Below are 12,788 nucleotides of genomic sequence, written 5' to 3'. Positions count from 1 at the left end.
GCGGAGTTGCCCGTGGCGTGCCCCCTGCTCGGATGATCACCGGGGGGTACCGGCGTGCCGAACCGCCGGCTGTGTTCGGGCGACGCGTCCGGCCATGCGCGACCGCCCCGCACCGATCGTCCTAGCGCCAGAGGTCGTCACCGAGTTCCAGTCTTGCCTGCGCTGGATGGTCGGAGGCTTGCGGGCCACCAGGAGTACTCGACGCGTGACCGCGGACAGGCCGGGTCGACGCGGGTGTTCCGCAGAGCAGTGCGAGGCAGAAGAACAAGCCCGATCCCACCAGGGACACGAACAAGCCCTGGGAATACCAGGTCTCGGCCGCCGAGTCGGACGGCGGTCCGTCGGTCAACGTCAACGTGATCAAGCGGAAGGTGCACCACATGGCTAACCCGAACAGCGCGATGAACGCCGCCCAGAGCGGCAATCGCATGAGCCATGCTCTGAGATGTGTTCGATCCATGCCGGGGGATCCTGTCACCGCTGCGGCTGGTCACAAGTTGTTCAACTCTTCCGGGTGACACCCGCCTGGCCGAAGGGCCCCGCGCATCGAGCTGTGGAACATCTTCGATTCGGCCAACCCTGTGGTGCAGGCCAGCACGCGCCACAAAGGGAAAGCTTCGACAAGGAGCCGACGACCGTACGCTTTTCCTCGCCTACGACTCCCTTGAGGAGAAGGCACGGTCGTGGGATATCTCCGACCCAACGCACGTCCCTGAACAGGGTCTCACGCCCGGTGCTGGCTCGGAGGGCGACCAGCTGCCGGCCCGAGTGCTGGTCGACCACTATTCGCGTCCGGCGGTGAGCCCGCAGGAGGCGCCCGCGGTGCGAGCCGGGCGCGCCGCGGATCGACCGGGGCGGCAGAGCTTCCGAGGGCGGCCGACGCGATCTCGGTCCTGCTCGGGCTCGATTCTCGCTTTCCTGTCCGAAATGGACGGTGACCGCAGCTGGTCCTCGGCGGGGTCGCGGTGATCGTCGTCGGCCTCGCGTGGCGGGCGGTCGCGGGAGGTTCGGCGAGCTTCGTGCTCGGCAGCACGCTCGCGCCGGCCGGGATCGCGGTCGCCAACATCATGATGCCTGTGCTGATCAAGCTGTACTTCCCGCACCGCGTCGGCCTGATGACCGGGATCTACTCCATGGGCGCGGCCGCCGGCGTCGCGCTGCCCGCCGGGGCCACCGTCGGGATCGGCGAGGCGACCGGGTACGGCTGGCGCGGCGGCCTCGGGAGCTGGGCCGTCGTCGCGGCGGTCGCGTTGGTGCCGTGGGTGATCTTGCTCCGTCTGCGCCGCGCACCGGCCGGCGAGGAACCGGGCCCACCCCGGGCGCACCCGCCGACGGCCTTGCTCCGCAGCCCCACCGCGCTGGGCCTCGCCGCGTTCTTCGGACTCCAGGCGCTCAGCGCCTACGCCGAGGTGCCGCCCCGCGTCGAGTACGAGCTCACCCCGCTCGGAGCGACGCTGATCGATCCGATCCACGTACTGACCGAGTGGGCGAGGGCGAACGGCGCCGCAGTGCTCGATGCGCTCGACGCCGATTCCGAGCCGGTCGCCCATCACGGCTGAGTCATCACCGCTCTAAAGGTTGTTCCGCGGCGTTGGCGAACCGTGATCGATGAAGTCCGGCATCATCAAAATCCACTGTGGACCGGACGATGGGCCACCTGGCCCCACTGCTAGCACTGGCGCCCCTGACGAAGAAACACGGCTCCGACACCGTGCTGATGGCCGCAGGGATCCATAGGTAGGACGAATCGCGGCTCCAGCGGTGTTCGCCGTGCTGTTATCGTCCTGTCATGGACGCCCGGCAGCTGCGTTGCTTTCTCGCCGTAGTCGACCACGGCAGCGTGACTCGGGCAGCCGAGGTCCTCTACGTCTCGCAACCTTCGCTTTCGCAGACCATCAGGGGCCTCGAACGGGAGCTGGGCACGGACCTGTTCCACCGCGAAGGCAGGACACTGCAGCTTTCCGCCGCCGGGCAGGCGTTGCTCGGTCCGGCCCGGCAGGTGCAGGATTCCGCGCTGGAGGCCTCCGACGCGGTTCGCCGGATCCAGCAGCTGGAGGAGGGGCGGCTCGACATCGCCGTCACCGAGGACCTCGCCGTCGATCCGCTGGCGGATTTCGTGGCCGCGTTCCGGGCACGTCACGCCGAGGTGTGGGTGAACGTGCTCCACGCCGATGACTCCGAGGCGGCGGCGGAACGGGTGCGAGTCGCGGAGTGCGAGGTCGCGTTGTGCTCCCTGCCCGTCTCCAGATCCGGTCTCACCTCGGTCGCGCTGGGCCGCCGTGACCTGCTGCTGGTCCTACCGCCGGACACGCCGCTGCGCGAGCAGCAGGTGGTCCCGCTGGCGTCCTTGGGAGACGTTCCGCTGGTGGCCGGACCGCTCGGTGATGTCGTGCGCGACCTGGTCGAGGCGACCTGCGCGGAGCTGAGGGTCAAGCCGAAGGTGATGGTGGAGGTCGGCGTACCAGCGGTGCTGCCCGACCTGGTGCTCGATGGCGCAGGCGGTGCGTTCCTGCCGCCGGGCGTCGCGAGGTCGGCCGCCAAGGAGGGCGCTCTTGTCCGGCTCACCGATCCGCCGTTGGTCCAGTACTTCGGTTTCGTGTTCCGCAAGTCCACGCTCACCGCACCGTCGAGAGCGTTCTTGAAGCTCGCACAGCGCGCTCACGCGCAAGCGCGGTCCTACGACGGCGACGAGAGCCGATAGCCCTGGCGCCGTCGCGGTCCCCGGCCTGGACGGGATCGCAGACCCGGTCGACGTTGCCGAAGCGTCACCCCCGGTCGACGGCAGGGTTCCCGCGGCGACCGCGTTCGAGCGCATGGTTGTTTGCTGCAACTCATCACTTCTCCCTCTCGCTCCCTTCGGCTTCGCGGTCTTGGCCGAAGGGGAGTGGAGCTCGTTTGATGTGGGTCACAGCGGATCCCGGGGCACCCGGATTCCGCCCACTTTTCCCAGCGGCCCGCGGGGTTCGAGGAGTGGAAGATGGCTCAAAGAAGAAGTACTCGTACGTTTCCTGTCGCGGCGGACTCGGCCGCGGAGGCGAGCGAGCCGCGCTACCAACCGCGCCAGGCGTGGACGATCACCGCGCTGCTGTTCGTCTTCTTCCTGATCAACTGGGGTGACAAGGCGGTTCTCGGCCTCACGGCCGCTCCGATGATGCGGGAACTGGACCTCGGCCCGGCCGAGTACGGGCTCGCGGCCAGCGCGATCTACTTCCTGTTCAGCATCTCCGGCGCATTCGGCGGTTTCCTCGCGAACCGGGTCAAGACCAAGTGGCTGCTGGCCGCGATGGCGCTGATCTGGTCCTTGACGCAGCTGCCCATGCTTTTCAGCGCAGGGTTCGCCGCACTGGTCGCGTGCCGCGTCGTGCTCGGTGCGGCCGAGGGCCCCGCGGCACCGGTCGCCCTGCACGGGCTGATGAAGTGGTTCCCCGACACGAAGCGCAACTTGCCGAACTCGGTGTTCCTGGTCGGAGCTTCGGTCGGTGTCGTCGTCGCTGCTCCGGGGCTGGCGTGGGTCACCGCGACCTTCGGCTGGCGGTGGGCGTTCGGCGCGATGGGCATCGTCGGGTTGGTTTGGGTCGTGCTCTGGTGGATCTTCGGTGCCGAGGGACCGTACAACGGAACTCAGCCGTCGCGATCCTCCCAGGAGGGCAAGGCTGTCGCGGGCGGGATCCGGGTGCCGTACCGCCGGATCTTCACCAGCGGGACCTGGTTGGGGGCCACCATCGGCACCTTCGCGGTGTACTGGGGGATTGCGATCGCCGTGACCTGGCTCCCGGTCTACCTGGAGGAAGAACTCGGTTACAGCACGCTGGCGGCGGGCAACGCGGTCGCGCTGACCGCGCTCGTCGGGGCCGGTGCGCTCTTCGGTCAAGGACTGCTCGCACAGATGTTGATGGCGCGAGGGGTCTCCAGCCGGTGGGCACGCGGCGGCGTGGGCGGTGGTGCCGCGGTCCTGGCCGCGCTCGTGCTGCTGGCAAGCCTCCAGGTCGGGGGTGGCTGGCACCTCGTACTCGTGGCGGTCGGTCTCCAGCTGGGTGTCGCCATCACGGCTGCGGGCCCTCCCGCCATCGGCGAGATCGTGCCGGTGGCACAGCGCGGTGGTGCGCTCGGAATGCACACGGCGGTGCAGACGACTGCCGGCATCCTCGCTCCGTACATGACCGGTCGCATCGTCTCCGCCGCTGCGGATCCCCTGACCGGTTTCCACACCGCCTTCGCCATCGCCGCGGGGATCATGCTGGTAGGTGGAGCGATCGCGGTCCTGCTCATGCGACCGCAGCGGGACGCCGCCCGATTGGGCATCCAGCCCGCGACGCCGACCGCTGTGCCCGAACCGCGGCACCCATAGGCACGGCCGATACGAGTGTTCGGCTCCTCGTCGTTGTTCGGTCCGCTGCTCGCGCCGTTCAATGGAAGTGCCGAGGCACACCTGAGCACCCGCTTTCCGGATAGCGCAGTCGCCGGACGGCCGGCAGGCGTCATCGGAGATCAACCCGATCTTGTTCGACGGTTCTCGCAAAGCATTGAGCTGAAGGTGGATCGAGGGCCGAGGCAGGGAATTGTGCCGCGATCCCGCGTCCGCACGAGTTCCAGACCGCATTGATCAAGGAAACCGCAGGGGTGTCATGTCTGTTGAGCATGTCGACGTGGTGATCGTCGGGGCCGGCTTGTCCGGCGTGGGCGCTGCCTGTCATTTGCAGAAGTACTGCCCGGCGACGACGTTCACGATTCTGGAAGGACGGGACGCGATCGGCGGCACCTGGGACCTGTTCCGCTATCCCGGCATTCGCTCGGACTCGGACATGTCCACCCTCGGCTACTCCTTCCGGCCGTGGGACAGGTCGAGGTCCATCGCCGGCGGACCGGAAATCCGCTCGTACGTGGAAGAAACCGCCGTCGAGCACGGAGTTGACCGGCACATCCGCTTCGGGCACCGGGTGATCGACGCCGACTGGTCGAGCGAGGATGCGCGCTGGACGGTTCGAGCGCGTCGGGCCGGCGACGGCGAGGAGGTCGAGATCACCTGTTCCTTCCTGTTCGCCTGCTCCGGGTACTACGACTACGAACAGGGGTACACGCCGGACTTTCACGGCATCGAGCGCTTTTCCGGGCACGTGGTGCACCCGCAGCTATGGCCTGAAGACCTCGACTACGCGGGCAAACGGGTTGTGGTGATCGGCAGCGGCGCTACCGCAGTCACGCTGGTTCCAGCGATGGCCGACACGGCCGGCCACGTCACGATGCTGCAGCGCTCACCGACGTACGTGGTCACCCGCCCGGAGACAGATCCGTTCGGGGTCCGATTGCGCAGGAAGGTGCCGGCGTCGCTGGCGAACCCGATCGTGCGGTGGAAGAGCATCGCGACGAGCTTCTACTCCTACCAGAAGGCACGACGGGCCCCCGAGCGGATGAAGGCGCTGTTGCGCAGGGGTGTGGAGATGCAGCTCCCCGACGGGTACGACATCGACACCCACTTCGCGCCCCGCTACAACCCGTGGGATCAACGGCTGTGCCTGGTGCCCGACGGGGACTTCTTCACCGCCGTCCGCAAGGGACGGGCATCCGTGGTCACCGATCACATCCACGCCTTCGACGAAGCGGGTATCGAGCTGCGCTCCGGCGAGTTCCTCGAAGCCGACGTGATCGTGACCGCGACGGGCCTCAACATGCTCGCCGTCGGGGGTATGCACCTGGCGGTCGACGGCGTCAAGGTCGATGTCCCGGAAGCGGTGGCCTACAAGGGGATGATGCTCTCCGAGGTGCCGAACTTCGCCTTCACCATCGGATACACCAACTCGTCCTGGACGCTGCGGGCCGAGTTGGTGGCGCGCTACGTCTGCCACCTGCTCAACCACATGCGCCGCCGAGGACTGCGGACCTGCATGCCATTGCGCCCGAAGACGCCCGTCCGAGCTCCGCTCTTCGACCTCACGTCGGGCTACGCGCAGCGTGGGAACGCCGTGATGCCGAAGCAGGGCGCCGGCGCACCGTGGCGCATGCACCACAACTTCCTGCGCGAGTGGCTGTTCACGCTGCGCCGATCGAAGTTGCGGGACGGCGGCGTGCGGTTCTCCTAGCACTGGGCGCATGTCGGCGGCCGCTCGCCGGCCTTGGCGAAGCGGCAGACCTGCTGATCCTGGCTCACGAGGTCGGGTCGCCCAGGCATTCCGTGGCGAGAGCGAGGAAGCTTCGCGCCGCCGGTGAAAGCGGCACGGGTCTTCTGACCACGCAGTTCGGCAGCGCGAGAGGAGGGGCCAGGCGCCTGATCAGCGCGCCGCGCTCCTGTGCCCGCATGGCTTGCTGCCGCGTGGTGAAGGCCATGCCGATGCCCCTGAGGACCAACGAGGTCTGGGTGCTGCGGTGCGCGGTCACCAACGCGATCCGGGTGCGCACCCCCGCTTTCCGCAGAGCGGTTTCGACGAGGGATCGCCCGTAGGCGCCTTCGGGAATCGCCGTGCTCGGAATGTCGGGGATCTGCTCAATCGGCAGCGGATCCGGTAGCCCGGGGTCCGTGTCGGGCGGGAGCACGAGCATCAGGGGCGACGGTGGGAACGTCGTGATCTCCACGCCCCGGCGCTGGTGCGGATCTTCATCCGGGGACAGCGGGGTGAAACCGAGCTCGCTGTGCCCCTGGCGCACCTGGTGCACGAGCTCGGACTCCATCGACGGGCACTCCAGGCGGACGAACACCTCCGGGTGCCGCCGCCGGAAGGCCCCGACGGCGGGCAGGGCGAGCTCCAGCGTTCCACCCATGGCAGCGATGTCCAGCTGCCCGCCCCGAATTCCGGCGACCTCGGCGACCGACGCACGTGCGGTGGCGAGATCTCGCAGCAACTGGCGTGCCGGTTTCACCAGTGCTTCGCCGGCCGAGGTGAGCACCAACCCGCGACCGACCCGGTGGAACAGCGGAGCCTTCAGCTCACGTTCGAGGGTCTTGATCGTCTGCGACAGCGAGGGCTGCGCCAGGTGGAGCGCCGCAGCGGCATGCCCCAGGCCGCCGTGCTCCACCACGGCCAAGAACTGCTCTGCTTGCCTGAACTCCATTCACCCTCCAGGCGGCTAAGGTGACCCCATTGTGCGGTACGCGTCGCGGCACGGGCACCTTTCCGGCGGCTTCCCGGTCGGGGACGGTCGGCACCACCTCCTTGCCGGGAACTGGCGCACGGAGCCGCGGAAGATGTCCTGGCCCGGGTGAACAGATCGCGGTGCAATTGGGGAACCTCCACAAGGGTGGGAGGTGGATCAGTTTGCTCTTCGGGGGGATCGGACGACGCCGGCGGAGGTGAGGTCGTCGATCGCGACGTCGGAGTAGCCGAGCCCCGCCAGCAGTTCGCCCGTGTGCTGGCCCAGCCCGGGGGCGCCGGTGGTCGGGAACCGGGGAACGCTGCTCAGGTGCCAGGGCGAGGCCAGCGCGGTGTGGCTGGTCCCCGCCGGGTCGGTGACCTCGATGAAGATGCCCGTGGCCTCGATGTCCGGGTTCTTGCGGACCTCGCCGTAGGAGCTGATGCGGCCCGCGACCACGCCGTTCGGGGTCAACAACGCCATGGCCTCGGCGCTCGTCATCTTCGCGAACTCGGTGCGCAGTTCGGTCAACAGCGGCTTTCGGTTGGCCACGCGCTTCTCGTTGGTCTTGAAGCGCGGGTCGGAGGCGAGCTCGGGTCGGCCCAGCAGCTTGCAGAGCCGGTCGAAATGCACCACCGAATAAGCCGAAACCACGACGGCGCCGTCCAGGGTGGGCATCACATCCGCAGCGGGCGCCACGGTGGGCTGGCCATTGCCCTTGCGCTTGGGCTCGTCGCCGCTGATGAAGTATTCGCCCCAGTTCGGGCCCTGCAGGTGCACCGCGACTTCGAGCAGCGATGTCTCCACGGTGTCGCCGGCGCCGGTGCGCAGGCGCCGGATGTAGGCGCCGAGGATCGCTTGGGCGAACACATGGGCGGCGGCCGCGTCGACCACGGGGAACCCGACGCGCTGCGGTTCTCCGTCCGCCTCGCCGGTCACCGACATGATGCCGCTCTCGGCTTGTGCGGCGATGTCCAGGCCGGCCCGGAGCTTCGACGGGCCGTGCAGGCCGAACCCGCTGATCGTGGCGTAGACGATGTGCGGATGCGCTGCGCGGACCGCATCGGCGCCGAGCCCGAACGAGTCCATCACGCCGGGGCGCAGGTTCTGCACGACGATGTCCGACTCCGAGATCAACTCCTGTGCGATCCGCCGTCCGCGCTCGTCCTTCAGGTTCAACGCGATGCAGCGCTTGTTGCGGTTGTAGTTCCGCAGGATCGCTTCACCATAGGTGCCGATCAATCGCGACGACTCGCCGTCCACCGGCTCGACTTTGATGACGTCGGCGCCGAGATCGGCCAGGATCTGAGTCGCGGCGGGGGCGGCGATGAACTGTCCGAAGTCGACGACCCGGACATCATCCAAGGGTGCATTCACTTCGCAACCTCCTGCATTCGTTCGGCGAGCTTGACCGCATCCCTCTCAGGACGCACGAGGAAGGTGGCGGCTGTGCCGCCGATGGCCATGAGAATGCCGACGAAGCCGAAACCGATCCCGTAGCCGCTGCCGCTTTCGGCTGCGCTGCCGGCGAAATAGCCGAGCACCCGGGGCGGCAGGTGGTCGTTCAGCGAAATAGCGGAGGGTCGAAGCAGATTCTGCTTCGTCGCCCTCGAAGGCTTCGGCGCCGGATGTCTCGCGCTGCGTCATGTAACGACTGCGTGAACCACGGCACGCAGTCATTGAAGGCGTCACGGACCGACTAGGTCAAAGACGGATTTTCACCCGGATCAGGTGAGATCAACTATAGGTTGGGGCGGACCTCGGTGTTGAGGTGGTTGCGCTCGCGCATCCGGTCGTCCGCGTCCTGGGTGGCCAGCGACGCCGCCTCGATCATCGATTCGCCCCGCTCGACGTGGCTCTCGATGTCGCGCAGCCAGTCCTGCAACGAGTGCTTCGCGTAGTTGAAGAACTCGCTGGTGGCCGCAGTCATCCCGGCCTTTCGGTACACCGCTGCGATGGGCCGGGACAGCGCTGGTGCCAGCTCGCGCACCACCCCGCCGCGATGACGGGCATCAAGCGCGATGCGCAGCGGCATGATGGCGGCTCCGCCACCGGAGAGCACCATCGGCAACACCGCACCCCGTTGCGGAACCTCCACGACAACGCGCGGCTCGACGCCGTTGGCCCGCAACGACTGCTCGATGTACTCCCTCATCGCCGTGCCCTTTCCACTCATGACCAAGGGGACGCCGGACAGCGCGGCAATGGGCGTGGGAGCCGGCCAGAACGACTCGGTACCAGGCGGGCAGACCAGGACGAACCGCTGATCGGCCAGCTCCTCGTGGACCAGTTCGGCGGCGATCGACGTGGACAGGAAACCGATCTCGCAGGCGCCGGACCGGACGAGGTCCACGACTTCGGCCGCATCGTCGCGCTCGTCGATGCGGAAGCGCACATCGTGGAACCGGGTGCGAAACCTCGCCGCCCATACCGAGAGCGGATCCGTGGACATGTCCGACAGCGCCGCGATGTCGACGCGCCCGCTGCGGCCGTGCCCGATGCTGCGCACGGCGTTCTCGGCAGCCTCGGCCTCCCGCAAGATCATGCGCGCCGAACCGATCAGGGCTTCGCCAGCGGGCGCGAGTACGAGGCCCCGGCCCACCCGGTGGAACAGCTCCGTGCCCAGCTCCTTCTCCAACCTGCGCACCGCCTGGGACAGCGACGGCTGTGCCACCCGCAAGGCCGCTGCGGCGCGGTTGATGCCCCCGTGGTCGACGACCGCGAGGAAGTACTCCATCTGGCGCAGATCCATGGAGCCAACCTAATGATCGCGAGTTGGTGGCTGGACTGGCGATGGGGAGATCGCTCAAGGTTGCGGTTGCCGGGTGGTGGGTGCGGTGAGGAGTGCTTCAGCGGCGTCGACGAGTTCGGTGACCCAGGGGGCCGGGCGGTCGGGGGCGCTGGGTTCTCCGGTTCGTTCGTGGTCGGCGACCGTGTGCAGGACGACGTGCTCGAGCATGCGCAGGCGTGCCCGCAGCGTCGGCTCCGGCAAGTGGGCCAGGCGGCGGCGGAAGCCGTTCCAGACCAGTCGTAGGCTTGTCGCGGTCTCCCAGTCCCACGAGGTGCGGTAGCGCGGGTCGGTCGAGAACTGCGCGAGGAACCGGGCGTAATGGCTGTCGGGTTCGGCTGTGCTGGCCGCGAGCGGGAGGACGAATGCTTCCAGCAGCGAGCGCAGCTCGTTGCCGCTCCCTTCGACCTGCATCTCTGCGAGAAGCCGCAGGCGCTGCTCGTTGATCGTGCGCATCCGGTAGTCGAAGATCGCCTCGATCAGCGCGGCCTTGTTCCCGAAGTGGTACTGCGCTGCGGAGGTGTTGCGCTGACCTGCCGCGGCACCGACCTCCCGGAGCGACACCTCGCCGATGCCTCGCTCGGCGAAGAGCCGCTCGGCGGCGAGGATCAGTCGCTCGCGAGTGTCGTGCGCCGGTGCGGCCGGGCTTGCCATGTCATCTCCTCCGGGCCTGTCGTCGGGACCGATCCATTGTGCCAAGTCCCTTGTGCGATTAACGCAGGCTTCTTAACATTTGGCACACGAAACTTACTGAAGCTCGATGGGGCGGATCGCGACCTCGCCGAGCGCTGCCACGGTCCTCGGATGCCCCACCGTTCCCGGCTGTGGGCGGAGTTGTGCTGCCCGCGCCGTCTGCATGCCTGCCGGCCCTCGAGGAGGAGTGCTGCCATGACCGCACCTGAGCTGGATTGGGACGACACCGCTGATTGGCAGAACGCCAACCGCGGTCTGCTCGGCCGCCTTGACCCCTGCATCATTCGCGATGCGTCCGGGCGCGTCGTCTGGGACAACGAGCGCTGGTCCTTCCTGGCGACGGACTGCCCGGTGACCGCGAATCCCAGTCTGTGGCGGCAGGGTCGGCTCAACGCCGTCGACGGCCTGTTCGAGGTGGTGCCCGGCGTCTACCAGGTCCGGGGCTTCGACATCTCCAACATGACCTTGGTGGAAGGCGAGACCGGGATCATCGTCGTCGACCCGTTGATCAGCGAGGAATGCGCCGCTGCGGGGCTGGCCCTCTACCGCCGCCACCGCGGTGGTCGGCCGGTCACCGGGGTCGTCTACACCCACAGCCACACCGACCACTTCGGAGGCGTGGGAGGTGTGGTGGACCAGGCCGACGTGGCAGGCCGGCGCGTCCCGGTGATCGCTCCCGCAGGCTTCATGGAGCACGCGGTGAGCGAGAACGTCTTTGCCGGTCCCGCGATGCTGACCCGCGCGCGCTACATGTTCGGGAGGGGGTTGCCCGCGGGACCTGCCGGCATGATCGGTTTCGGCCTAGGGCAGGGCACGTCGGCCGGGCGAGCCGGCCTGATCGCTCCTACGGAGTCCATCACCCGCACGGGACAGGAGTTGGAGATCGACGGAGTCCGGATGATCTTCCAACTGACGCCGGGCACCGAGGCGCCGAGCGAGATGAACTTCCTGCTGCCCGAGCAGCGGGTCCTGCTGGTGGCCGAAAACGCCAACCACACCCTGCACAACGTGCTGACGCTGCGCGGCGCCGAGGTCCGCGATGCTCGGGCGTGGGCCGGCTACCTGACGGAAACCATCCAGCTCTTCGCCGATCGGGCCGATGTCCTGGCGGGCTCGCACCACTGGCCCACCTGGGGCCGCGCCGAACTGGTCAGGTTCCTCTCGGAGCAGCGCGACGCCTACGCCTACCTCCACGACCAGACCGTGCGGTTGATGAACCGAGGGCTGACCGGTCCGGAGATCGCCGAGGAACTGCAGGAATTCCCACCATCGCTGGCGAAGGCCTGGCACGCGCGGGGCTACTACGGCTCGCTCAGCCACAACAGCAAGGCCGTGTACCAGCGCTACATGGGCTGGTTCGACGGCAACCCCGCCCACTTGTGGCAGCATCCGCCGGTCGAGGCCGCCCGGCGCTACGTCGACTTCATGGGCGGCGCGGATGCCGTTGTCGAGAAAGCCCGGAAGTCCTTCGAGGATGGTGACCTGCGATGGGTCGCAGAGGTGCTCAACCACGTGCTCTTCGCCGAACCGGACCACACCGAGGCCCGGGAACTGCAGGCCGCGACCTTCGAACGGCTCGGGCACAGCGCGGAGAACGGGACGTGGCGCAACTTCTACCTCTCCGGCGCGCAGGAGCTACGGCAGCCAACCGAGGAACGGCGGAACATCGCCGGTGGCTTCAACGCGGGCATGGTCTCGGCGTTGTCCACCGAGCAGCTGTTCCAGTCCTGGGTGGTCCGCCTCGACGGCCCGGCAGCCGCTGCCCACCGTCTGATGCTGCGATGGGAGTTCTCCGACCGAGCGGAGACCTGGACGTTGTTGCTCGCCAACGGAGTGCTCACCCCGTTGCGCGGCGACGCCATCGGTGGGGAGCAACCGGACGCCGTGCTGCGGCTCGACCGGTCGGTGTTCGACCGAGTCCTGTCCGGCCGGACGAACTTCCCGGACGCCATCGATGCGGGGGAGGTTGTCATCGAGGGGCACCAGCAGGCTCTGCGAACCCTCCTGGGCCTGTTGGAACAACCCGCCCGCTCCTTCCCGATAGCGCTGCCGTAGAATCGGTTCCCTGGGCGCGGGTTCGAGCCGAGTTAGCCTTCATCGCACGAAAATGGTGGGTTCCTGGCTGTTCTGCTGCGCGTCACCGAGCGGTGCACACAGCGACGCGTTCAGATCATCGAGCAGGCACCCGCCGGCTGGGCCGGTTCGACGACGTGGTGCTCTCGCTGTTCGGCGAACCGATGACCAA

Annotated in this window: 11 protein-coding genes; 5 read left to right on the top strand and 6 right to left on the bottom strand. The window is 68.1% G+C overall.

The features are described from left to right. Positions 1-121: 121 nt before the first annotated feature. Positions 122-430, bottom strand: coding sequence for a hypothetical protein (locus AC07EQ_RS06615; protein WP_478386927.1), 309 nt, complete (start codon positions 428-430; stop codon positions 122-124). 535 nt (positions 431-965) lie between these two features. On the opposite strand from AC07EQ_RS06615, the gene AC07EQ_RS06610 reads away from it, so the two are divergent. The 4 genes from AC07EQ_RS06610 to AC07EQ_RS06595 all read left to right on the top strand — a co-directional run bounded on the left by AC07EQ_RS06610 (position 966) and on the right by AC07EQ_RS06595 (position 6,077). Next, positions 966-1,559 carry an MFS transporter gene (locus AC07EQ_RS06610; protein WP_478386926.1) on the top strand — a complete coding sequence of 198 codons (594 nt, stop codon included), beginning with the start codon at positions 966-968 and terminating at the stop codon, positions 1,557-1,559. A gap of 230 nt (positions 1,560-1,789) precedes the next feature. Continuing rightward, positions 1,790-2,701, top strand: a complete 912-nt coding sequence (locus tag AC07EQ_RS06605; protein WP_478386925.1) for a LysR family transcriptional regulator — start codon at positions 1,790-1,792, stop codon at positions 2,699-2,701. 276 nt (positions 2,702-2,977) lie between these two features. Then, on the top strand, positions 2,978-4,348 hold the full coding sequence (locus AC07EQ_RS06600) for an MFS transporter (protein ID WP_478386924.1): 1,371 nt from the start codon (positions 2,978-2,980) through the stop codon (positions 4,346-4,348). A 277-nt stretch (positions 4,349-4,625) separates the two neighbouring features. Further along, on the top strand, positions 4,626-6,077 hold the full coding sequence (locus tag AC07EQ_RS06595) for a flavin-containing monooxygenase (protein WP_478386923.1): 1,452 nt from the start codon (positions 4,626-4,628) through the stop codon (positions 6,075-6,077). A gap of 64 nt (positions 6,078-6,141) precedes the next feature. Here AC07EQ_RS06595 and AC07EQ_RS06590 read toward each other — a convergent pair whose 3' ends face one another. The 5 genes from AC07EQ_RS06590 to AC07EQ_RS06570 all read right to left on the bottom strand — a co-directional run bounded on the left by AC07EQ_RS06590 (position 6,142) and on the right by AC07EQ_RS06570 (position 10,504). After that, positions 6,142-7,044 (bottom strand): LysR family transcriptional regulator, encoded by a 903-nt coding sequence (locus AC07EQ_RS06590; RefSeq protein WP_478386922.1) that lies wholly within the window; start codon positions 7,042-7,044, stop codon positions 6,142-6,144. Positions 7,045-7,242: 198 nt separating this feature from the next. Then, complete coding sequence (locus tag AC07EQ_RS06585; RefSeq protein WP_478386921.1) at positions 7,243-8,439, bottom strand: CaiB/BaiF CoA transferase family protein; 1,197 nt, start codon at positions 8,437-8,439, stop codon at positions 7,243-7,245. Continuing rightward, positions 8,436-8,606, bottom strand: a complete 171-nt coding sequence (locus tag AC07EQ_RS06580; protein ID WP_478386920.1) for a hypothetical protein — start codon at positions 8,604-8,606, stop codon at positions 8,436-8,438. Before AC07EQ_RS06580 ends, AC07EQ_RS06585 begins: the two co-directional genes overlap by 4 nt. A 197-nt stretch (positions 8,607-8,803) precedes the next feature. After that, on the bottom strand, positions 8,804-9,814 hold the full coding sequence (locus tag AC07EQ_RS06575) for a LysR family transcriptional regulator (RefSeq protein ID WP_478386919.1): 1,011 nt from the start codon (positions 9,812-9,814) through the stop codon (positions 8,804-8,806). A 54-nt stretch (positions 9,815-9,868) separates the two neighbouring features. Beyond that, positions 9,869-10,504 (bottom strand): TetR/AcrR family transcriptional regulator, encoded by a 636-nt coding sequence (locus AC07EQ_RS06570; protein ID WP_478386918.1) that lies wholly within the window; start codon positions 10,502-10,504, stop codon positions 9,869-9,871. Positions 10,505-10,738: 234 nt separating this feature from the next. Here AC07EQ_RS06570 and AC07EQ_RS06565 point away from each other — a divergent pair, with 234 nt between their 5' ends. Next, positions 10,739-12,598, top strand: coding sequence for an alkyl/aryl-sulfatase (locus AC07EQ_RS06565; protein ID WP_478386917.1), 1,860 nt, complete (start codon positions 10,739-10,741; stop codon positions 12,596-12,598). The last annotated feature ends 190 nt before the right edge of the window (positions 12,599-12,788 follow it).

This window comes from Saccharopolyspora sp. NPDC045839 (assembly GCF_056431645.1).
The sequence above is the reverse complement of the archived record's forward strand: the minus strand, read 5'-3'. Positions and strand labels throughout refer to the sequence as shown.